The sequence below is a fragment of the Streptomyces sp. NPDC104309 genome (genome assembly GCF_055584025.1).
On the sequence record NZ_JBVJMV010000020.1, the window covers coordinates 16,744 to 39,310 of the forward strand.

Here is a 22,567-nt window from a genome sequence, read left to right on the forward strand (position 1 = left end):
CGGATCCTCAAGCCCCGCATTGGAGTCGTAAACGTGAGAGAGCTGCTGCGCGACAAGGTCTACATCCGGTACTGGCTGGCGGTCGTCGTCTCCTTCCTCGGTGACGGCATCGCGAAGGTCACCGTGGTGTATGTCGCGGCCACTCTTACCGATGCCCCGGCGCTGTTCATCGCTGCCGTGGTCATCGCTCAGCTGGTCCCCTCCGGAGTCCTGGGGACGTTCATCGGGCCACTGGTGGACCGACTGTCCCCGCGCGTTCTGCTGGTCGGCGCCGACCTGGCCCGGGTCGTCATCGTGCTGGCCATGATCCCCGCGGTCCACAACGCCGGGCTGCTGCTCATCTTGATCTTCTTGGAGGGCATCGGAAAGTCGGTGTTCGAGACGGCCCGGATGGCGGCCATCCCGAAGGTCGTCGGCGGCCACAGCCTCCCCGCGGCGATCGCCCTGTTCCAGAGCACCGTGCAGACCCTGAATCTGGTCGGCCCGCTGATCGGAGGCGTGCTGATCGCGACGGCGGGCGTCCGCCTGTCGTTCGTCATCGACGCCGTCACGTTCGTCGTCAGCGCTCTGCTGCTGGGCAACCTGGTGGTGCTCAAGGGCGCGTCGATCACGGCCACCTCGCCCGGACAGTACTGGAGTTCCCTGCGCAGCGGCGTCACCGGCGCCCTGAGCATTCCGTCGCTGCGGACCGTGGCGTGGATGATGGTGCCGGTCATGATCGCGATCGGCGTGTTCACCACAAACGTGAACACCCAGCTGCTCGTCGCGTTCGATCTCTCGGCCTTCAATTTCGGCCTGGCCCAGGCGATGCTCGGCGCGGGCGCGATCCTCGGAGCGTTCTTCGGCCCGGTGCTCGTCAAGCGCTTCGCGCTGGCGGATCTGCTGGCCGGCGCGGTGGGTCTGTTCGCACTGTCTCTGCTGATCCTGTGGCCGATCGACCGGTACGGGGTGACGTGGCTCGCCGTGATCTGCGCCTGGTGCGCGCTGGCCGGCCTCGGCATGAGCCTGGTCCAGGTGCCGGTCGCGAACATCCTGCTGCGCGACCTGCCGGACGAGCTGCGCGGGCGGGGCATCGCGCTGCTCAACGCCCTCATGGTCAATTTCACGATCGTCGGTGTGCTGCTCGGCGGTGCCGTCGCCAACTGGGGCGGCATCGCCGCGTCGATCATCGTCACCGGCGCGATCTTGCTGATACCCGCCGCGGCACTCACGTTCAAGACCCGCCGCATCGAACAAGCCGACGCTCAGGAGGACGAAGTGAGGATTCGCCGATGACCGCGCGCACGACCGTCCCCGTGCCCCCTGCCCCGGGCCCCGGTGGCTCCGCCGTCGACGACGCGACCGTCCTGGCCGCCTGGGCGATCGTCCGCGGCGCAGCCCTACGCGCCGGCACGCTCGCGATCCCGCTGAGCGTGCATGACCGCACCGGTGTGGTGACGGTCGATCTGGACGCCCTTGCCACCGGCGCCGACCTGCTGGGCAGCTGCGCGAAGGCAATCGTGGACCCGGACGCCGCGCCAGCCACGCCGCTCGATGAGATCACGTTGGTACTCGGCCCGGCCGGGGCGGCGCTGAGCTGCCGCTCCTCGTTGGTCGACCCCGTGCAGATGGAGCTGCTGGCCGGGCTGCTGGCGCGCACGGCCGGCCGGCTCGGCCACGCGCCGTCGACGCCGCTGGCGCGGCTGCGCGCGTTCACCGGGGAGCAGGTCAGCCCCCCGGACAAGTGGCGCCGGCCGGCCGAGCCAGGAGCCGAGAATCCGGCGTACGAGAGGCATCGGGCGATCCGCGAGTGGGCGCGCCGCGAACCCGACCGCCTCGCGGTCCTGCACGGCACACAGCGGATGACCTACGCCGAACTCGACGAGCAGGCCAACCGGCTGGCCAACCTGCTGCTCGCGCGCGGGGTGGGTCCCGACGTCCCCGTGGCAGTGTGTCTCGCAGCCGGTATCGACCTCGTGGTCGCCATGCTCGCCGTCCTCAAAGCGGGCGGGTGCTACCTCCCGGTGGACCCCAGTTATCCGGCGGCCCGGATCGCCTTCCTGCTCGACGACGCCGCCGTCCGCGTGGTGCTCGCCGCCGACGGCGTTCCCGTGCCGGTCGGCGAGCGGCCGGTGATCCGGCCGGACACGACCGAGGGCCGGGAACTGATCGCCGCCTCGCCGGCCTCTAGTCCGCTCGACCCCAAGGATCCGCTGCGGCTGGCATATCTCCTCTACACCTCGGGCTCCACCGGCGAGCCCAAGGGGGTGGCCGTCACCGAAGGCGCGGTCGGCCGACTCCTGAAGACCGTCTGCCGCCACCTGTCCGTGCAAGCCGGTGATGCCGTCCTGTTCAGCTCGTCGCCGGCCTTCGACATCTCCACCGTGGAGATCTTCCTGCCGCTGATCAGCGGCGCCCACGTCGTGATCGCCGACCGGGACCAGAGCCGGGACCCCGTCGAGCTGGCCCGGCTGATCGACCGGCACCGGGTGCGGCTGGCCCAGGCCACCCCGTCGGCTTGGCGGCAGCTCAGCGATGCCCTGGCGGCGGGCGGCCGCCGGGACTGGCTCCAAATCGTCACGGCCGGCGAGCCGCTCACCCCCGATCTCGGTGCTCGCCTGCTCGCCGTGGCGGGGCGGGTCATCAACGGGTACGGCCCGACGGAGACCACCATCTACTCCACGATCGCCACCATCACCGCACCGGACGACGTCACGGTGGGCGAACCGGTGGACGGCACGTCGCTGTACGTCGTCGACGCACACGATCGACCGGTACCCGCAGGTGTGCCGGGGGAACTGCTGATCGGCGGGCGCAATGTCGCCCGCGGCTATGTGAACCGCAAGGAACTGACCGCCGAGCGGTTCGTGCCCGACACCTGGAAAGACCCCGGCTCGCCGGAGGGGGCCATGGTGTACCGGACCGGCGACCTGGCCTGGTGGGCACCGGACGGCCGACTGAGGGTGACGGGGCGCAGCGACACGCAGGTGAAGGTGCGCGGGTATCGCATCGAGCCCGGGGAGGTCGAGGCCCGGCTGAACGGCCACCCGGACATCACGGCGTCCGTAGTCCGTGCCCGCGAGTTCGCCCCGGGCGACACCAGGCTGGTCGCCTACGTGGTCACCACAGGCGACCGGCCACTGGCGCTCACCGAGCTGCGCGAGTGGTGCGCGCTCACCCTGCCTGATTACCTCATCCCCACGGTCTGCCTGACGCTGCCGCGGCTGCCGCTGACCGGCAGCGGCAAGCTCGACGATCGCGCGCTGCCGGGCCCGGCGGAGATCGTGGCCCGCCAGGGCGCCGAGCCGGGGCCGGGCGAGGCGGAGCGGACCGTGCCCCGGACGGCCGCCGAGCGGGCGGTGGCCCGGATCTGGCAGAAGGCGCTGTGGGCCGACGACCTCGACGTGCACGACGACTTCTTCGCCCTGGGCGGCGACTCGCTCCTGGCCACCCAGGTCACCCGGGAGCTGCAGCGCGAGTTCCTGCTGGAGGTGCCGATCCAGGCCATCTTCCGGTACCCGACCGTCGCGGAGCTGGCCGCCGCCGTCGTCCGGGCCCGGGGGACCGGCAAGGTGGACGTGACCGGCCGGGCCGAGCCCGTTACGGCGCGGTCGGGGCAGGTGGCGAGCCATGGCTGATCGCTCGACCCTGGTGGTCGTCTACGACCGCGGCAGCATGGCGCCGACCCGGCTCGCCGAGGTCGCCGCAGCCAACGACTGCGAACTGGTGTTCGTGGTGGGCGCCGAAGCGGCGACGACCGGCACACCGGACCCGGCCACGACGACGCACACCGAGCAGATGATGCCCACGCTGCAGATGGTGGGTGAGGTCGTGACGGCTGCGGCGGGGGAGGAGGATGAACTGCTCACCGCGATCGACGCCCACCGCCCGGCCGGGATCGTCACCTTCAGCGAGTTCCAGCTGGCGCCGACGGCTCGGCTGGCCGCCCGGCTCGGCCTGCCGCACCACGCGCTCGACGACATACCCGCCATCACGCTCAAGGACGCCCAGCGACAGCGGCTGGCCGAACGGAAGGTCGACGCGATACGGGCCGCCGTCGTCACGGAGCCCACCGACCTGGACGCCGCGCTGGAACAGGTCGGGCTGCCCGCCATCGTCAAGCCGGTGCGGGGAGCCTCCAGCCGCAACACACGTGCCGTGCACACCGCCGCCGAGGCCCACGAGTTCGTCACCGGCCTGTTGTCCGGCGCCGGTCCCGGCCCGCGCGAGAGCGCCCTGATGATCGAGGAGATGCTCATCGGCCGTCCGACGCCGGCGCCGTGGGGCGACTACATGGCGGTCGACTGCGCCGTCCGGCAGGGCCGGGCCGAGGCGTTGTTCACCAGCAGCAAGTTCACGCTCGCCGAACCGTTTCGCGAGCGCGGCGCCTACGGCAGCCGCTCGGTCGTGGATGCCGCGCTCGTCGCCGAGGTGGAGGCACTCGCCTGCCGTGCGGTGGAAGCGGTCGGCGTCAGCGTCGGCATCGCCGACGTGGAGATCAAGCTGACCGCCAACGGCCCGCGGGTCATCGAGGTGAACGGGCGGCTGGGCGCCTGGGTCGACGACCTCGCCGTACGGTCCGAGTGCTCGGTGCCGGCGCACGTGGCCCTCCAGGCGGCGCTCGGCCGGCCGTTCGAGGGCCGCAACGCGCCGGTGGCGGACAGCCCGATCGCGTTCCACTACCTGCTCGTCCCTCCGGTCGGCGTCACCCGGGTCGGGGACATCCACGCCGTGCCGGCCCTGCGCCGCGTGCCGCACGCCGAGCGGGTGACGGTGCTGACCAGCCCCGGCAGCCCCGCCGGCTGGGAGCTCGGCGCCGGGGCCAACGCCGCCGCGATCTCCGGAACGGTCTCCACCCATGCCGAGCTCGCCGACACGGTGGCCGCGCTCGAGGAGGTGTCGTGGATCACGTACGAGTGAGCACGCCGGGTTCGCCCTGGCTGCGGCGCATCGCCGCACCGCCGTCGCCCGCAGTTCAGTTGGTCCTGCTTCCTCACGCGGGCGGCAGCGCGTCCACGTACGGCGAGTGGGCTTCGGTTCTTCCCGACGGTGTCGCGCTGTCGGCCATCGAGTACCCCAGCCACGGAGCCCGGCTCACCGAGCGGTCGATCGACGATCCCGCCGCCATGATCTGCGAGCTGACCGGCGTGCTGAGCGGGGTGCAGGAGCGGCTCGCGGGCCGGCCCCTGATCGTCGGAGGGCACAGCCTGGGGGCGTTGCTGGCTCACGAGGTCGCCGCCGTCTTGCAGACTGCCGGGCGGCCTGTGGACGGGCTGCTGTTGTCGGGCGCACTGCCGGCACACCGGCGGACCCTGGTGGCGGACCTCAGCACGCTGAGCGACGACGCGCTGGCCGTCGCGCTCGGCGCCGACGGCGACATTCCCGCCGAGATCCTGGAGGACGCCGAGACACGTGCCTTCTACTTGCCGCTGGTACGCCAGGGGCTCGTTTTCGCCCGCGAACTCTGCCGGGCCGTCACGGCCGGCGTGCCGGGCCGGGAGTCGGTGCACGCCCCCGCCGTCGTGGTCGGCGGCGCCGACGATCTGCGGTGTCCGGCGTCCGAGCTCGGCGCGTGGGCCGATGTGGTCGATGGCCCGCTGGAGACGGCCGTGCTGCCCGGCGGCCATTTCTACTACCGCCGGCAGCTCGACGCCGTCGGCCGGCTCCTGGCCGGCCTGGTGGACCAGGCCCGTCGCCGGATCAGGAACTGACCGTGTCCGGTCGCATCAGGTCGCCGCCCCGCGCAGGCTCGCGGGCCGCATGTCGGTCCACACCTGGTCGACATGGGCCAGGCAGTCGTCCTTGGGGCCACAGAAGCCGGTGGGTGTCCAGCCCGGCGGCAGGTCGCGATCGGCCGGCCAGATCGAATACTGCTCCTCGTCGTTCCGGACCACCCGGAAGATCACGTCATCCATTCATTTCCTCACCGAGATTGCGGAGGCGGGACAATTCCCTCGACACGTGCCGAACGGATTCGGCGTGCCCTCCTGATTATTACCGTGACCGCCCCGGGGTGTGAGTCCTTTTCGGCGATTAAAACGGCCACTCCTTAACTTCGGGTATTGAACTGGGTTCGCTGCCTTGGGTAATGTCCTCATTCGTGGCGGCCGTCCGGCTCGCATGTGTAAACGGGGGAGATCATGCTGCGGACTCTTTTCTGAACGGCAACCGTCTCAGGCCGATTTCATTGTGATTTCCGTGCTTTGTCGCGCCGGCTGACGGCGAAGCCGATCAATGGTGGCCGGCGGGCGAGGGCACGACCTACGGGCGATGCGGCCACCCCCGCGAGGCGGCCCGCCGTGGCGACGCCGATCCTGGCCGATTCGCTGCTCGCGCGATCCCAGCACAGCGCTTGTAAAAAGACCTGAAAGAGGACTGCATGGCTGAGTACGGTGACGACGGGCTCGGGATCGCGATCGTCGGCATGGCCGGTCGCCTTCCGGGAGCCCCCGACCTCGACGCCTTCTGGGCCGCCCTGGTGGCCGGCGAGGAAGGTCTCACGCGGTGGTCCGCGAGCCAGCTCGCCGACGCAGGCGTGCCGCCCGAGGTGCGCGACGACCCGGCGTACGTCCCGGTGGTGGGCGCCCTGGAGCGTCCTGCCCGATTCGACGCCGAGTTCTTCGGCTACACCCCCGCCGAGGCCGAACTCACCGATCCGCAGCAGCGGATGCTGCTTGAGATCGCCTGGCACGCGCTGGAGGACGCGGGCCATACCGCCCAGCGCATCCCCGGCCGGGTCGGCGTCTTCGCCGGCGGAAGCACGACGGGCTACCGGTCGCAGCGCATCGACGCCGACCCCGAGCGCTGCCGAACCACGCTGCCGGTGCAGGCGGCCGTCAGCACAGATCTCGACATGCTGGCCCTTCGTGTGTCGTACAAGCTCGGCCTGCGCGGGCCCGGCATCACCGTGCAGACCGCCTGCTCCTCATCGCTCGTCGCCGTGCACATGGCCGGCCAGAGCCTGCTGCTGGGTGAGTGTGACCTCGCCCTGGCCGGCGGCGCCGCCGTGCGGCTGCTCGAACCGCAGGGCTACCGCTACGACGAGGGCGGCATCCTGTCACCGGACGGGCGGTGCCGGCCGTTCGACGCGGCAGCCGCAGGCACCGTCGTGGGCGACGGCGTCGCGATGGTCGCCCTCAAACGACTCGACGACGCACTGCGCGACGGCGACCACGTGTACGCCGTGATCCGAGGTTCCGCGGTCAACAACGACGGCGCCACCAAGGCCGGCTTCACCGCACCCTCACCGCAGGGCCAGACCGCGGTGATCGCGGAGGCGCTCGCGGTGGCCGGGGTGGACCCCGCGACCGTGCAGTACGTCGAGGCCCACGGCACGGCGACACCGCTGGGCGACCCGATCGAGGTGCAGGCGCTGGCCGAGGTGTTCCACCCCGCGGCCGCCCCGGGAAGCTGCCTGCTGGGATCGGTGAAGGCCAACATCGGCCATCTGGACACCGCGGCCGGCGTGGTGGGCCTGATCAAGACGGCGCTCGCCATCGAGCACCGATACGTCCCCCCGACGCTGCACTACCGCACGGCCAACCCGGCGACCGGCCTCGACGGCAGCCCGTTCCGGGTCAACGCCTCGGGCGAGCCGTGGCCGACCGCACCGCACCCGCCGCGGGCCGGCGTCAGCTCCTTCGGCATCGGCGGCACCAACGTCCACGTCGTTCTCGAGGCGCCGCCCACGTCGGCCGGTCGCGCCGCGCCGGAACCCGACGATGGGCACGTGCTCCCGATCTCGGCCCGCAGCGCGGCCGCCCTCGACCACGCCTGCGCACGGCTCGCCGACAGGCTGGCCACCGACCCCGACCTCCGCCTCGCCGACGTGGCACACACGTTGCAAACCGGCCGCGCCGAGTTCGCCCACCGCCGTGCACTCTGCGCCCAGGACATCACCGAGGCGGTGCGGGCGCTGCGCACGCCCCGGACGGCGCCCCGGGCCGAGACCACCGCCGCCGTGTTCCTGCTGCCAGGGCAGGGCAGCCAGTATCCGGCGGCGGGCGCACACGTGTACCGGTCCGCGCCGGCGTTCCGGGCCGCGTTCGACGAGTGTGCCGCGGGCTTCGCCGACCGGCTCGGCATCGACCTGCACACGGTCGCCTTCGCCGACGACAACGGTGCGGCGGAGCGGCTGCGCCAGACCATCCACACGCAACCGGTGATGTTCAGCCTCGACTACGCGTTGGCGCGTACGTTGATGGACGCCGGCATCCGGCCCGCCGCCCTGCTCGGGCACAGCCTCGGCGAGCTGGTGGCGGCGTGCCTGGCCGGCGTGTTCACCCTCGCCGACGCGATCACCGTGGTCGCCGCCAGGGCCCGCCTCATCCAGCAGGCGCCATCTGGCCGGATGCTCACGGTGGACGCACCCGCCGACATCGTCGCCCCGCTTCTGGGCGAGCACGGCGTGGTGGCCGCCGTGAACAGTCCCCGCTCCTGCGTGGTGGCCGGTGCTCCGGACGAGATCGAGCAGGCCGAGCAGCGGCTCACCGCCCAGCGGCTGCAGCCGCGACTGCTGGCCACCTCACATGCCTTCCACACGGCGCTCGTCGAGCCGGCGCTGCCGGAGTTCGGCGAGGTGCTGCGCTCGGTCGCGCTCGCGGCCCCGCGGATCCCGTTCGTCTCCAACGTCACCGGCACCTGGATCACCGACGAGCAGGCCACCGACCCCGGGTACTGGGTCCGTCACGCCCGCCGGCCGGTGCGCTTCTCCGAAGGCCTACGCGCGGTGCTGGAGCGCGGGGTCCCTGTGGAGGTCGGCCCGGGCGGCGCGCTGACGGCCCTGACCGCGGCTCACCGTGCTGATGACCGCCCGGTTGCCGCGGTCGCCCTGATGCGGCACCGCGCGGGCGCGCCCACCGACGAGAGGAAGGTCTTGAGCGAGGGCGTAGCCGAGCTGTGGACCCGGGGTGTGCCCGTGGACTGGGAGGCGTGGCGGGGCACGTCCGCCGGTCGGCGGGTGTCCCTGCCGGGTTACCCCTTCGAAGGCGACGACCACCTGCTCCCCCGGCCGCAGGCCCGAGGCCCGCAGGGCCGCCTCGCCCCCGCGCGCTGGACGAGCGTTCCGGTCTGGCGACGGGCGCCGCACCGCGCGGCCGCGCCGGTCCGGCCGGGTACCTGGCTGATCCTTTCCGACGAGGCGGGTCTTGCCGCGAGCCTGGTTCCGTTGCTCGAGGCCCGCGGTCACACGGTGGTCACCGTCCCTGCCGGCGAGAGCGGCGTCGGCGGGGTGCGGGCCGATCACATCGTGGACGCCCGGGGTGTCGGCAGTGACGATCCCGGTGGCGAGGCCGCCCTGTCGGCGCTGTTGGACGTGGCGCGCGGGCTCGACGAGGCCGGTGACGGCCGGCCGGTCCGGATCGACGTGCTCACCGACGAGTTGCACGACGTGGACGGCGGCGAGGCGAGCCGGCCGGGGCGTGCCACGGTCTGCGGCGCCGCCCGGGTCCTGGGCCAGGAGTACGCGACCCTTCGCACCCGGTGTGTCGATGTCCGGCTGGGCGAGGTCGGGCTGGCGGAACAGGTGGTGGCCGAGCTGTCCACCGACGGCACCGATGACGTGGTCGCGCTGCGCGGCGGGCGGCGGTGGCTTCCCGCGTACGCGCCGGTGCGCCTGGCCCCCGCGGACGCCGGAAGCCTCTGGCGTCAGGACGGCGGCTATCTGGTCAGCGGCGCCGTGAACGAGCCCGGCCTCTCCTTCGCCGAGGACATCGTCGGACAGGGTGCGCGAGCAGTGCTGGTGGGACCGCCCTGCTTCCCGGCACCGGACCGGTGGGCCACGGCCGACCTGCCGTCCGAGACGAGGGAGCGCCTGGCCCGGCTCGCCGCGACCGGGCGGGTGAGCTTCGTGGCTGCCGACCTGGGGCAGCCGCACGAGGCGGGGCGCGCGGTGGCCACCGCCCGCGATCAGCTCGGCGTGATCCGTGGCGTCGTGCACACGACCGACGTGCGGGGGTCCGGGCTGATCGCGTTGAAGACCCGCGCACAGAGTGCCGCTGTGCTCGACGCAGGGGTGCGGTCGACCCTGCTGCTCGACGAACTGATTTCGGAGGACCTCGACTTCTTCCTCGCCGTGTCCACCACGACCGGCCTGGTCGGCGGGATCGGCCAGGCGGAGAACGCGGCCGTGGCCACGTTCCTCGACGCGTTCGCCGAAGCCCGCGCCGCGGCCGGGCGCCCGGTGACCACCGTCGCCTGGGCGCAGTGGGCGTTCGACGACTGGCACGAACAGCAGGCCGGCACGCCCCGGATGCGGGAGACCTTCGCCCGTCACCGGCGTGCGACCGGCCTTCGGGCGGACGAGGGCGTGGCCGTCGCCCGCGCCGTGCTGGCCGCCCGCCTGCCGCGAGCCGTCGTGTCGGCCGTCGACCTTCAGGAGGTGCTGGCCGGCGGAGATGCCCTCGGGGTCGAGGCCGTCGCCGATGCCCTGCGCGGATCGCCCGTTGCGGAACCTTCCTGGGACCCGGCCGAGGACTGGCCCGACGACGAGGTGGCGCGGAGCGTCGCCCGGGTGTGGCACGAGGTGCTCGGCCGCGACGACTTCGGCGCGGACGACGACTTCTTCGAGCTCGGCGGCAATTCGCTGTTCGCCATCCAGATCGTCGCCCGGCTGCGCGAGCTGCACGGGGATTTGCCCATGAACGTCATTTTCGAGGCGGCGACGGTGTCCGGCGTCGCCGCCGCCATCCGTGCGGAACAGACCAAGAGCCTCGACGACGACGAGCTCGACGCGCTGCTGCGCGAGGTGGAAGCCCTGTCGGCCGAGGAAGCCGCGGACAAGTTGGGGGAGGACCATGTCTGACATCGCCGACACGACGCCCGGCCTGCGGCAACGGGTGGAGTCGCTGACCGCGCAGCAGCGCGAGCTGCTGGAGCGCAGGCTGCGGGAGCGCCGGCGCACGCTGCCGTGGCTGGCCCGGCCGGAACCGGCGACGGGCGGCACGGCCGGCCGGCCCGCGCACACGCGCCGCTCGCGGCGGCCGACCAGCCGGATGGACTTCAGTCTGTTCTTCTTCTCCAGCGACGGCTCGATCGAGGGGCCGGGCAAGTACCGGATGCTGCTGGACTGCGCACGGTACGCCGACGCCCACGGATACGACGGCATCTGGGTTCCCGAGCGCCACTTCGTCGACTTCGGTGGCCTGTACCCGAACCCGTCGCTGCTGGCTGCGGCGATCGCGGCGGTGACCGAGCGGCTGCCGATCCGGGCCGGCAGTGTGGTCGTGCCCCTGCATCACCCCGTACGCATCGCCGAAGAGTGGTCGGTGGTGGACAACCTCTCGGGCGGCCGCGTCTCGATCTCCTGCGCCTCCGGCTGGCATCCGGACGACTTCGTGCTTGCCCCGGACCCGAGCCCGGAGCGCTACCAGCTGCGCCGCACCGAGATGTTCGACCAGATCGAGCTGGTGCAGCGGCTGTGGCGGGGCGAGGCGGTGCCGTTGCGCCGGCCCGACGGCGAAACAGTCCGCGTACGGTCCATGCCACGCCCGCTGCAGCCCGAGCTTCCGGTCTGGATCTCGTCGTCGGGCAACGTGGAGACGTTCATCCAGGCCGGGAAGGTCGGCGCGCACGTGCTGACCGGGCTGGTCGCCCAACAACTGCCGGAGCTCGGTGAGAAGATCGCCGCCTATCGCGCCGCGCTGCGCGACAGCGGCCACGATCCCGCCCGCGGCCGCGTGGGCGCCATGGTCCACACGTTCGTGGGCACCTCCGACGACGAGGTGCGTGAGCTGGTCCGCCGCCCGCTCATCGACTACCTCACCACGTTCCTGGCACAGCAGGACAGCTTCTCCAGCGCGTACTCCCAGATGGACGCGGTGGAGCGGGAAGCCATGTTGAACGCGATGTTCGACCGCTACTTCGACACCATCGCGCTGCTGGGTACGCCCGACAAGTGCGAGACCTTGATCGAGGACCTGGTCGACATCGGCGTCGACGAGGTGGCCTGCCTCGTCGACTTCGGTGTGAACGACGACCGGGTGCTGGACAGCCTGGGACACCTCACCGAGCTGAAACGCCGTTACGAGGCTCCGGCTGCGCGGGGGGAGGAGCAGTGACCGACATGGCGGACCGGCTGGCGCAACTGACCCCGCAGCAACGAGCGCTGTTGGACCGGCGGCTGCGAGAGCGCGGAAGCACCGTCCCGACCGAGTCGCCCATCCACCCTCGCGGCCACGACGGGCCCAGCCCCTGCACGGTCGACCAGGAGCGGATCTGGCTCATCCACCAGTTCGACCGGAGCGACCCGGTGTACAACGTCTTGTTCGGCTGGCGGCTGCACGGCCTGCTTGACTTGGACGTGTTGCGGCGGGCGATCGGCGCGCTGGTGCGCCGGCACGAGGCGCTGCGGACGACATTCCGCCTCGACGGGCTGCAACCGGTGCAGGTCGTGCACGACGATCTGCCGTACGAGTACCGCGAGTTCGACCTGACCGGCATGCCGGCCGCCGAGCGCGAGGCGCGGATGTGGAAGCTCGGCAACGCCGAGGTGCGGCGCCCGTTCGACATCGTGGCGGGCCCGCTGGTGCGGATTTCCGTGATCCGCCTCGCCGAGGACGAGGCGGTCATGGTCGGCACCATCGACCACCTCGTGTGGGACAGGCGGTCGTTGGGCATCTTCGGCGCCGAGGTGGCCGAGCTGTACACCGCGGAGGTCACCGGCCGCGACGCCGAGCTGCCCGAGCTGGTCATTCAGTACCCCGACTACGCCGAGTGGCAGTCGCGCCGGCTGGAGGAGCAGGTGAAGCGGCGCGAGGTTCCGTACTGGCGCGACCGACTCGCCGGGTCCTCCCTCGTGCTGGAGTTGCCGGCGGACAAGCCCCGGCCCCCGGTGCAAACATTCAACGGGGCACGGTACGAGTTCCACCTCACCACCGAACTCACCCAGGCCGTACGTGACTTGGCCGGGAGCGAGGGCAGCACCGTCTACGTCGCCATGCTGGCGGCCTGGCAACTGCTCCTGCACCGGCTCACCGGCCAGGAGGACATCGTCGTGGGCACCACCTCCTCGACCCGCAGCCGGTCCGAGGTGGAGGCACTGATCGGTTACTTCCTGACGATGCTTCCGCTGCGCACCACGATCCGGCCGGAGATGACCTTCCGGGAGCTGTTGCACGCCGTGCGGCGGACCGTGGTGGACGCGTTCGACCACAAGGACATCCCGTTCGGCACGCTCCTGGACGAGCTCGCGGTGGAGCGCGACCCGAGCCGCAACCCCGTCTACCAGACGTCGTTCATGTTCGTCGACTTCCACGAGGAGCCCGTGCGGCTGTCCGGCCTGCGGCTGGAGGCGCTCATCTTCGACAACCGGACGGCGAAGGACGAGTGCATGCTCTGTGTCTTCGACGACGAGGTGCTGGCCGACCACCTCTTCGGGTTGTTCGAGTACAACACCGACCTGTTCAGCGAGGAGACCGTCGCCCGGATGGCCCGCTACCTGCGCAGGCTGATCGAGCAGGGCGTGGCCGACCCGGGGCGGCCGATCGGCCGCCTGTCGCTGGTCGACGACGACGAGCTGGCCGAGATGCTGACGGAGTGGAACCGCACCGAGGTGCCTCGGCAGGCCGGGCTCACGCTGGACGAACTGGTCCGGCGGCAGGCTGCGGCGAATCCGGAGTCGGTCGCGGTGTCGTGTGGTGACGACCGGCTCACCTACGCCGAACTGGTGCGGCGCGCCGACGAACTGGCCACGTACCTGCGCGGCCGCGGGGCGGGCCCGGAACAGGTCGTGGCCGTCTGCCTGGAGCGCTCCTGCGACCTGATGGTCGGCCTGCTCGGCGTGCTCATGTCGGGCGCGGCCTACCTTCCTCTCGACCCGGGGCATCCACCGCTGCGGCTGGCCGAGATGAGTGCCGACGCCGGTGTGACGGTGCTGCTCACCGAGGCGGCCTTGCGGCCGGCACTGGCGCAGTGCGCCGGCGAGGTGGTCTGCATGGACCTCGACCGGGACGCCATCGCTGCGGGTGAGTCGCTCGGTGCGGACGAGGCCCTGACCGAGGACCGGCTCGCGTACGTCATCTACACCTCCGGATCCACCGGGCGTCCGAAGGGCGTCGAGGTCTCGCACCGCGCCCTGGTCAACCTGCTGCTGGGCATGGCCGACGAGGTCGACCTGAGAGTCGCGGACGTCCTCGCCGCTGTCACCTCCGTCTCCTTCGACATCGCCGGACTTGAGCTCTACACGCCCCTGGTGTGCGGCGCCGAGGTCGTGATCGTGCCGCGGACCGTGGCCCAGGACGGTGGCGCCCTGCGCGGCCTGCTCTCCGATCGCCGGGTCACCGTGATGCAGGCGACGCCGGCGACCTGGCATCTGCTGACGGAGGCGGGCTGGCGCAACACGAGCGGCCTGCGCGTCCTGGTCGGCGGCGAGGCCCTGCCGTTGGGCCTGGCCCGTCTCCTCGCCGACGGCCCCGCCCCGGTGTGGAACGTGTACGGCCCGACCGAGACCACGATCTGGTCGACCAGCTGGCCCGTCGAGCCGGGGACCGACGAGGTCTCCCTCGGCAGGCCGGTCGCGAACACCCAGCTGTACGTCCTGGACGAGCAGCTCGACCCGGTACCGGCCGGGATGCCCGGCGAGTTGTACATCGGCGGCGCCGGAGTGGCCCGCGGCTACCACGCCCGGCCGGGACTCACCGCCGAGCGGTTCGTGCCCGACCATCTCGGCGGACGGCCCGGCGCCCGGATGTACCGCACCGGCGACCAGGTCCGCTATCGCCCTGATGGCACGCTCGTCTTCCTGGGCCGTGACGACGGCCAGGTCAAGCTGCGCGGCTACCGGATCGAACTGGGTGAGATCGAGACGCGGCTTGCGGAACACCCCGACGTGGCGCGAGCCGTCGCCCTGGTGCGCGAGGACCGGCCGGGCGACCACCGGCTGGTCGCGTACGTACAGGCGCGCGCCGACGTATTGCGGCCGGAGCAGGTGCGCGACCACGTGCGCGCGTTCCTGCCCGACTACATGGTTCCGGCCACCGTCGTCACGGTGACCGACTTCCCGCTCACCACCAGCGGCAAGATCGACCGTAAGGCGTTGCCGGCGCCGGCCGTCGAGCGGAGCAGCGCCGGTTTCGTCGCGCCCCGCGACCCGGTCGAGCTGGCCGTGGCCTCGATCTGGGAGGAGGTGCTGGGCACGCGGCCCGTCGGCCTGCACGATCGCTTCTTCGACCTCGGTGGCCACTCGCTGCTGGTGCTGAAGCTGATGGCCGAGATCGAGGGGCGGTTCGGCCGGCAGCTGCCGATGGCTGCGATCTTCCAGGGCGCGACCGTCGAGCGCTTCGCCCACCTGCTGCGGGACGGCTACCAGCCACAGGAGGAGGCGCACCTGGTGGAGATCAGGCCGGGAGGCGCCGGGCGCCCGATCTTCTTCGCGCATCCGGCCGGCAGCGAGGTGGTCTGCTACATGCCGTTCGCGCGGCTGGTCGATCCCGCAGACCGTCCCCTGTATGCCATCGCGCCCCCGCCCCTGCGCGACGGCGACCTGCCGTACGCCACGTTCGAGGAACGGGCCCGTGCATACGTCCAGTTGCTACGGCGAACCCAGCCGCACGGCCCGTACACCGTCGCCGGGTGGTGCTATGGCGGCGTCAATGCCTACGCCATCGCCAAGGAGTTGGAGCGCCTGGGTGAGGAGGCCGAACTCATCCTCTTCGACGCGCACCCGCCCGTGTACGTCACAGCCGACGAGGAGCCCGACCGGTCGGACATCGTGGCGGCGCTGGCACAGAACCTGCAGTGGGACTACGGCGACGGGCTGCTGACGGTCGACCAGTTGCGCGGGCTGAGTGACGACGAGCACCTGGACTACCTGCTGGACATCGCCCGCCGCGGGGACTACCTGCCCCCTGACGCCGGACGTGAGCGGATGGCGCAGGTGATCGACCTGTGGGTCGCGAACCTGCACCTGGTGTGGCGCTACCGGCCCGAACCCCTGACGGCGCCCTACACGCTGGTGCTCGCCCGCGAGGAGGATCCCGACCACTACCGCCGGTGGAACGAGCTCGCCGGAGGCGGCCTCACCGTCCGCACGGTCGAGGGGAACCACTACACGATGATGCGCGAGCCGCTGGTGGCCGCGGTCGCCGCCGTACTGAACGAGGAGAAGGACGCATCCCGATGACCGCCGAAATACTTCCCGCGTTCGCGGCCCAGCAGCGACTGTGGTTCATGGCCGAGATGCGGCCGGGGGACCCGTTCTACAACATTCCCTTCGTGGTGCGGCTCGACGGTCCGCTCGATGCGGCGGCCCTGGGCCGGGCACTGACCGAACTGGTACGGCGGCAGCCCGCGCTGCGTACCGTTCTGCGGGCCCGCGACGGGCAGCTGGAGCAGGTCGTCACCGAGCCCGGACCTGTCGAGGTGGACGAGACGGACCTCACCGGTATGCCGACGGGGGAGGCCGACGAGCGGGCGGCCGAGCTCGCCGCCGCGTTCACCGGCCGGGGCTTCGACCTGTCCGCCGGACCGTTGGCGCGGTTCCTGCTGGCCCGGCTGGGCGAGGCGGAACACCGGCTGGTCGTGTGCGTGCACCACGTCGTCTTCGACGGGGTCTCGCTGGACATCTTCCTCACGGAGCTGACCGACCTCTACGAGATCTACGCTCGGGGTGGGGAACCTCAGCCCCAGGACCCGGCCGACTACGCCGACCACGCCCGCCGCCGCGCCGCCGCCGTGGACGACGGGGCGGCCCGCTTTTGGACCGGGCATCTGACCGGCGCGCCGGAAGTGATGGACCTGCCGCTGGACCGGTCGCGCCCGGCGGTGACGCCGCATCGGATGGCGTACCTGAGCCGGGTGATCGGGCCGGACGTGGCCGACCGGCTGGCGCCGGTGGCCTCCACGTTGCGCGCGACCGAGTTCATGCTGGCCAAGGCCGCCTGCGACGTACTGCTGCGCCAGCACGGCGTCATGGACACGCTGACCGCGCTGGCGCTCTCCGGGCGCGACGACCCGGCCGAGGCGAACCTGATCGGCTATCTCGCCAGGCCCGTCGTGCTGCGCACCGAGCTGGACGGTGACCCGGGCTTCGACGAGGTGCTCGGCCGGGTCCGAGGCGCCGTGCTCGACGCGCTGGAGCATCCGGATCTGCCGTTCGAGACGGTGCTGGGAAACCTCGCCGTCTCGCACGACGCCAGCTATTACCCCTTCTACCAGGTCATGTTCGGCTACGAGGAGCAGGTCTCGCCGCAGCGGGCGGGCGAGCTGACCATGAGCGTTTCGCAGCTGCCCCTGCCGACGGCCAAGGTGGAGCTGGACTTCGCGCTGACGCGTACGGCGGAGGGACTGCGCGTGCGGATCGGCTATCGCGAGGACCTGTTCGACGCGGTCACCGTGCGGCGGCTTCTGGCCCGCCTGGAGACGATCCTCGGCCGGATAGCCGACGACCCTCGGCAGCGGGTCTCACAGCTCATCGCTGCCACCGACGCCGACGTACACCTGGTCCTGCACGACTGGAACCACACCGCGGGCGAGGTACCCGATCTGCTCATCCACGAGCTGTTCGAACGGCAGGCGGCACGGACCCCCGACGCGGTCGCGGCGCGCTCCGGTGCGCGGCGGTGGCGCTACGACGAGCTGGAGTCGGCCGCGAACCGGGTGGGACACCTGCTGCGCGACCTCGACGTCGGCCCCGAGGAGCGGGTCGGGGTGTGCCTGCCGCGGTCGCTGGAGATGCTTGCCACGATGCTCGGTGTCTTCAAGGCCGGCGGTGTGTGGGTGCCGCTGGACCCGGCCCTGCCCCGGCGGCGGCTCGAACAGATCATGACGGACGCGGGCCTTTCGGTGATCGTCGCGGCGCCGCAGTACGCGGATCTGGTCGCCGGGTACCCCGCACGCCGCGTGGAACTCGCCGAAGACGACCTGCGGGCGCTGGACGGTCTTCCCGACGGTCCGGTCGACTCGCCGGTGCGGCCGGCCAACGCCGCGTACATCCTTTTCACCTCCGGGTCTACCGGCGGCCCGAAGGGCGTGGTGCTGGAGCACCGCAACCTCATCAATCTCATCACCTGGGCGCACCGGGAACTGGGGGAGAAGACGTTCGCCTCGGTGCCGCTGATCAGTTCGGTGACGTTCGACGTCTGCATGTGGGAGATTTTCACGGCTCTCGCCGCCGGCGGGACCGTGGTGATCGCCGAGGACGCCCTCGCGCTGCCTCGCACCGCCGGAGCCGACACCGTGTCGCTGGTCACCGCGGTGCCGTCGATCTGGAGTGAGCTGCTCAAGATGGGGGGCACCCCCGACTCCGCGCGTACGGTCGTCTCCAACGGCGAGGTGCTGTCACCGTCGGTGCTGCGCGGCATGGCCGAGCTGCCCGGCGTGGAGACGGTCTACAACATGTACGCCCCCACGGAGACCACGACGTTCTCCCTGTTCAACATCGTCCACCCGGACGAACCGATCCCGATCGGCCGCCCGATGCTCAACACACGGGCATACATCCTGGACTCGCAGAAGCGGCCTGTCCCGCCAGGCGTGGTGGGCGAACTGCACCTGGGCGGCGCGGGTGTCACCCGTGGCTACCTGAACCGGCCGGCGCTGACCGCCGAACGGTTCATCCCCGACCCGTTCTCGGCCGTCGGCGGCGAGCGCCTCTACGCCACCGGCGACCTCGTACGGCACGCCGCGGACGGGCGCATCCTCTACGTCGGCCGGGTCGACCATCAGGTGAAGCTGAGGGGAGCGCGGATCGAGCTGGGGGAGGTCGAGGCGGTCATGCTCGCCCATCCGGCCGTCGGCGAGGCGTGCGCCATGGTGCGCCGAGCGCCCGGCGGCGACGAGCTGGTGGCCGCGGGCGCGCCCCGACCCGGCACCACGGTGAGCGAGACGGAATTGCGCGTCTTCCTGGCCGACCGCCTTCCCGGTTACATGGTTCCCGCGATGCTGCGGGTGACCGAGCGCCTGCCCCTGCTGCCCAGCGGCAAGCTGGATCGCAAGGCGGTGCTCGCCCTGCTGGCGGCCGAGCCGGCGACCCGCGCGAAGGAGCCGGCCTCCGGCGTGGCCGAGCAGCGGGTGGCCGCGTGCTGGGAGGCGGTGCTCGGCACTCAGGCCGGCGCGACCGACAACTTCTTTGACGCGGGCGGCAATTCGCTGCTGCTCATCCGCCTGCGCGAGGCCCTGCGCGCCGAGTTCGGCCGCGAAGTGCACGTCATCGACCTGTTCCGGCACCCGACCCTTCGTGCCATGGCGCGTTTCCTCAACGGCGAGGCCGCTCCCGGGACCGCCTCCGAGGGCAGTGAACGCGGTACCGCCCGGCGTGCCGCTCACCTCGCCCTGGCCCGACGGCGGGGCGCCACCACGTCCTGAGTCCCGTCCGCCCTTTGACCCGAACCGAGGAGACACATCACCATGCCGACGAACAGCCCAGCCCGGCCCGAGCTCGCGGCCGCCCGCGCGCGTACGCTCGCCGGGCTGCACCAGGCGATGTCCGCCCAGGACATCGCGGGCGCCGAGAACTGTGCGACGCGGTTGCACGCGGCGCTGCCTGTGCCCGACCGGCTCGGCGACAACGTCGTGCTCGTCGCGTACGGCGGCGGCAAGGACAGCGCGTACACGCTCGCGTTCGTGCGGATGGTGCAACTGCTGCTGCACGAGCGCCACGGCAGCACCTTCCGGCTCCGCTCGGCCACCAACCGGCAGGCCGGCATGCCACAGGCCGTGATGGACAACATCGACCGGACCTACCGGGCCCTGAGCCTCACGGACGACCCGGACTGCACGGCGTTGCTGATCGACGACGACGAGGTACGACCCTTCCGGCGGAGCGAGCCGGCGCTGCCACGTGTGCTGGCCCGCAACCGCCTGGACCTGCTGATGACCGGGCACCGGACCATGGCCGAGGCCCGCCCGACGTTCTGCAACTCCTGCAACCTGAGCATGGTCAACTCGTTCGGCCTCGCCGCGGCGTACGAAGGCGGGGTCGACATCGTCATCACCGGCGACTCGCCGGCCGAGCAGCGGTCCTACTACCGGTGGGTGACGCGGCTGGCGCGCGACCACGGCCGACGGGAACGACGCCCCGGAGCCGCCGGCTTCGGCAGCTTCCTGCGCTCCGCCGACGCGATCGCGGGCGCCTACTTCACCGAGATCTTCGGCGCCGACGCGGCCGACGAGGTGGCTGCCCGCAGTGTCGTCTCGGACGTGCCGGAGTCACTGCGGTTCTTCTCCATCTTCGAGGACACGGGGTACAGCTCGTCGAACCACTGGCCGCTGCTCACCGACTTCCTCGCCTTCGAGTTCGACGAGCTCGCCTTCAGCTTCAGCGAGTCCGACTGCGCCAACCCCACCTTGATGGCGCACCTGCGCGCGCTCAAGTGCGAGCGGCTGTACGGCCGGGACTACGGTGACGGTCTGGGGGAGTACGTCACCTTCGCCACAGGGCTGATGCGTACCAAGGAGTTCCCCGACTGGCTGATCGAACGGATGCGGGAACGCTATGCAGGACCAGACGCACCCGCGCGTATGCGGGAGCGCGCGAACCAGTTCGCCGCCGAGGCGTACGGACTCGGCGAGGAAGAGCTGATCTGCATGGTCTACGCCCCGTTCGCAGGGAAAGGCGAGCGCCTGTCCGACTACCTGTCCCGGGAACGGCCGCACCTGCTGCCGCGCCTCGACGACATTCACGACTTTCTCGCCGGCGGCGGCGGCGTCGGCGTCGGCGTGGCCGAGGAGCTGTGCGCGGCCAGCGGACTCCAACCGCACGAGCTGCGCAGCCTGTACGGCAGCCCGACCCTGCTCGGCACCGGTCAGGGCCCCAGGAACATCCTGCATGCGATTCTCGACGGCGATCCACACAAGGAGACGATCATGACCCGCCGGTCGCTCGGCGGGCCGCTGGAACCCGAGCTGCTCAGCGGCCGTTAGGCAACAAGGCGATGAGCTCTCGCTCCCGGGCCGGGCTCAGGCCGGCGCCGCGGTCACGCGCCAGCCCCTGTTCACGTTCCCATGCCAGAGCGTCGGCGATCACTTCGGGGCGCGGGCGGTGACGCAGGCCCGCCCGGGCCGCGGCCGCGCCATCGCGCGTGGACCAGCCTTCCCAGCCGGGCTCGACGAGCCACATGGCCAGCGATTCGGGGCCCGCCCACTGCCCGACGCCCTGCTCAAGCAACCAGTCCGCGTCCGCGTACCGAACCGGGCCGGTATGGCCGCCCGCGGCGCGGGAGAGTTCGGCCCACTCGCCGAACGGCACGACCGGGCCGACCGCGTTGAAGGCTCCGGCCAGCCCCTGCTCGGCCGCGTCCAGCAGCCACGCGACCAGATCGCGAACATCGATGACCTGAGTGGGCAGGTCGGGGGTGTCCGGCACGAGCATGGGCTCCTGCGGTGACCGCGCCGCCCGGGCGATCCAGGACGCGGAGCGGCCGGTCTTGTCTCCCGGGCCACCGATCAGCCCCGGGCGGGCAATCAGCAGCCGGTCCCCGCAGGCGGCCGCCGACGCCTGCTCGCAGGCCACCTTCGCCGGCCCGTACTGCTCCGCGTCCGCCTCGTCGGCGGCGATCGGCTCGGCCAGCGCAGCGGACTCGTCGGCACCCGGCACATCCGTGTCCGCGTACGCGTTCACCGAGGAGATGTAGGTCCAGTGCCGCGCCCGGCCGGCGAGCGCGTCGAGCGCCGAGCGGACCAGGCCCGGCTGCCAGGAGACCTCCAGCACCGCGTCCCAGTCCCGATCGCTGACCTCGTCGTACGCGCCGGACTCCCGTCGGTCGGCACGCACCAGTTCGGCCCCGTCGGCGACGTCACCACTGTCGCCACGGGCCAGGCATGTCACGCGATGACCGCGAGCCAGCGCCTGACCGGCGACCTCGCGCCCAACCCAGGCCGTACCGCCGAGTACCAGAAGATTCATGCCGCCATCGTAGTGAGGCCGTCCGCGTGGCCGGGCGCGTATTGCGGATCACCTGTCGAGCCAATTGCAGGTGCCGGCCCGGGCGATGGCGGCGAGGTCGTGGTCCGGGCCGTTGCCACCGCTTGAGTCGGCGGCCCCGGAACGGGACGCGGACGGGACGGCCGATGCCCTGGTATGCCTTGTCCGCCCAGCACTTGAGTCCTTCAGTCACGAGTATGTGGATGGTCCCGTGGCGGCGGGCTGCCGTCAGGTCATGAGTCGAACCGGGCAGGCCGGGCGAAGCCCACAGCAACCGCCCGAACGGAATGGTCAGAACCTGGACATTCATGCCATGACGTTTGTGTTTGCCTGAATATGAGGGCGTATCGGCGGCGGCCCGGTCGATTGCCGGCTGTCGGACGGCGCCACCGCGTGCCGATCTCCTGACTCCGGGAGGTGAGTCGCCCGGTCAGGTACCGCAGGCTGCGGCTGGAGAGGTCGATCGAGGACGGGTGGACAAGCACGCGGAGCTCCTGGCAGCACGGTGGATCTTGGACGTGATACCGTCCAGCAGGAGCTTTGTCGTTTCGCCGAGCCCTCCAACTCGTGGGCGACTCGACCGGATTGGAAGAACCTCCGTGTCTTGCGCGGTCCAGGTGGTCCATGTGAGGTGCGTCAGCGCAGGTCAGGTCATTGTGGTCCAGAGGCGTCGACGCTGTTGGTGATACGCGTGTGAGAGGTCACGAACCCCCGTCGGCTTGTGCCGACGAG

Annotated in this window: 11 protein-coding genes and 1 pseudogene; 9 read left to right on the forward strand and 3 right to left on the reverse strand. The window is 71.6% G+C overall.

Annotated features, from left to right (window positions below):
• Positions 1 to 33: 33 nt before the first annotated feature.
• From ACZ68L_RS26910 to ACZ68L_RS26925, 4 genes are read left to right on the forward strand one after another with little or no spacing between them, the layout of a single operon-like run.
• Positions 34 to 1,275 carry an MFS transporter gene (locus ACZ68L_RS26910; protein WP_469581312.1) on the forward strand — a complete coding sequence of 414 codons (1,242 nt, stop codon included), beginning with the start codon at positions 34 to 36 and terminating at the stop codon, positions 1,273 to 1,275.
• A complete protein-coding gene (locus ACZ68L_RS26915) occupies positions 1,272 to 3,617 on the forward strand; it encodes a non-ribosomal peptide synthetase (protein ID WP_469581315.1) in 2,346 nt (781 codons plus the stop codon). Before ACZ68L_RS26910 ends, ACZ68L_RS26915 begins: the two co-directional genes overlap by 4 nt.
• Complete coding sequence (locus tag ACZ68L_RS26920; RefSeq protein ID WP_469581318.1) at positions 3,610 to 4,899, forward strand: ATP-grasp domain-containing protein; 1,290 nt, start codon at positions 3,610 to 3,612, stop codon at positions 4,897 to 4,899. The genes ACZ68L_RS26915 and ACZ68L_RS26920 overlap by 8 nt, the downstream gene beginning before the upstream one ends.
• On the forward strand, positions 4,881 to 5,690 hold the full coding sequence (locus tag ACZ68L_RS26925; RefSeq protein WP_469581320.1) for a thioesterase II family protein: 810 nt from the start codon (positions 4,881 to 4,883) through the stop codon (positions 5,688 to 5,690). Before ACZ68L_RS26920 ends, ACZ68L_RS26925 begins: the two co-directional genes overlap by 19 nt.
• Positions 5,691 to 5,705: 15 nt before the next feature.
• Here the strand turns inward: ACZ68L_RS26925 and ACZ68L_RS26930 are convergent, their stop codons facing one another.
• Positions 5,706 to 5,894, reverse strand: a complete 189-nt coding sequence (locus ACZ68L_RS26930) for an MbtH family protein (protein WP_469581323.1) — start codon at positions 5,892 to 5,894, stop codon at positions 5,706 to 5,708.
• 464 nt (positions 5,895 to 6,358) lie between these two features.
• Between ACZ68L_RS26930 and ACZ68L_RS26935 the strand changes: the two genes are divergently transcribed.
• The 5 genes from ACZ68L_RS26935 to ACZ68L_RS26955 are packed head-to-tail and all read left to right on the forward strand — an operon-like array spanning position 6,359 to position 20,835.
• The gene (locus ACZ68L_RS26935) at positions 6,359 to 10,780 is read left to right on the forward strand and encodes a type I polyketide synthase (RefSeq protein ID WP_469581326.1); all 4,422 of its coding nucleotides are present in this window, start codon (positions 6,359 to 6,361) and stop codon (positions 10,778 to 10,780) included.
• Positions 10,773 to 12,035 carry a MupA/Atu3671 family FMN-dependent luciferase-like monooxygenase gene (locus ACZ68L_RS26940; protein ID WP_469581329.1) on the forward strand — a complete coding sequence of 421 codons (1,263 nt, stop codon included), beginning with the start codon at positions 10,773 to 10,775 and terminating at the stop codon, positions 12,033 to 12,035. The genes ACZ68L_RS26935 and ACZ68L_RS26940 overlap by 8 nt, the downstream gene beginning before the upstream one ends.
• Before the next feature lie 5 nt (positions 12,036 to 12,040).
• On the forward strand, positions 12,041 to 16,096 hold the full coding sequence (locus tag ACZ68L_RS26945) for a non-ribosomal peptide synthetase (RefSeq protein WP_469581544.1): 4,056 nt from the start codon (positions 12,041 to 12,043) through the stop codon (positions 16,094 to 16,096).
• On the forward strand, positions 16,093 to 19,278 hold the full coding sequence (locus ACZ68L_RS26950; RefSeq protein ID WP_469581331.1) for a non-ribosomal peptide synthetase: 3,186 nt from the start codon (positions 16,093 to 16,095) through the stop codon (positions 19,276 to 19,278). The genes ACZ68L_RS26945 and ACZ68L_RS26950 overlap by 4 nt, the downstream gene beginning before the upstream one ends.
• A 42-nt stretch (positions 19,279 to 19,320) precedes the next feature.
• Positions 19,321 to 20,835, forward strand: a complete 1,515-nt coding sequence (locus ACZ68L_RS26955) for a PqqD family protein (protein WP_469581336.1) — start codon at positions 19,321 to 19,323, stop codon at positions 20,833 to 20,835.
• Here the strand turns inward: ACZ68L_RS26955 and ACZ68L_RS26960 are convergent.
• Positions 20,822 to 21,817, reverse strand: coding sequence for an NAD-dependent epimerase/dehydratase family protein (locus ACZ68L_RS26960; protein ID WP_469581337.1), 996 nt, complete (start codon positions 21,815 to 21,817; stop codon positions 20,822 to 20,824). The genes ACZ68L_RS26955 and ACZ68L_RS26960 overlap by 14 nt on opposite strands.
• Positions 21,708 to 22,320, reverse strand: a pseudogene (locus ACZ68L_RS26965) (transposase family protein). Before ACZ68L_RS26965 ends, ACZ68L_RS26960 begins: the two are co-directional and overlap by 110 nt.
• Positions 22,321 to 22,567: the final 247 nt, after the last annotated feature.

What these genes read in the sequence shown, in the direction of transcription:
- ACZ68L_RS26915 (WP_469581315.1), top strand. Translation starts at nt 1,272, where the DNA reads ATGACCGCGCGCACGACCGTCCCCGTGCCCCCTGCCCCGGGCCCCGGT.
- ACZ68L_RS26935 (WP_469581326.1), top strand. Translation starts at nt 6,359, where the DNA reads ATGGCTGAGTACGGTGACGACGGGCTCGGGATCGCGATCGTCGGCATG.
- ACZ68L_RS26945 (WP_469581544.1), top strand. Translation starts at nt 12,041, where the DNA reads ATGGCGGACCGGCTGGCGCAACTGACCCCGCAGCAACGAGCGCTGTTG.
- ACZ68L_RS26960 (WP_469581337.1), bottom strand. Translation starts at nt 21,817, where the DNA reads ATGAATCTTCTGGTACTCGGCGGTACGGCCTGGGTTGGGCGCGAGGTC.
- ACZ68L_RS26940 (WP_469581329.1), top strand. Translation starts at nt 10,773, where the DNA reads ATGTCTGACATCGCCGACACGACGCCCGGCCTGCGGCAACGGGTGGAG.
- ACZ68L_RS26920 (WP_469581318.1), top strand. Translation starts at nt 3,610, where the DNA reads ATGGCTGATCGCTCGACCCTGGTGGTCGTCTACGACCGCGGCAGCATG.
- ACZ68L_RS26955 (WP_469581336.1), top strand. Translation starts at nt 19,321, where the DNA reads ATGCCGACGAACAGCCCAGCCCGGCCCGAGCTCGCGGCCGCCCGCGCG.
- ACZ68L_RS26930 (WP_469581323.1), bottom strand. Translation starts at nt 5,894, where the DNA reads ATGGATGACGTGATCTTCCGGGTGGTCCGGAACGACGAGGAGCAGTAT.
- ACZ68L_RS26950 (WP_469581331.1), top strand. Translation starts at nt 16,093, where the DNA reads ATGACCGCCGAAATACTTCCCGCGTTCGCGGCCCAGCAGCGACTGTGG.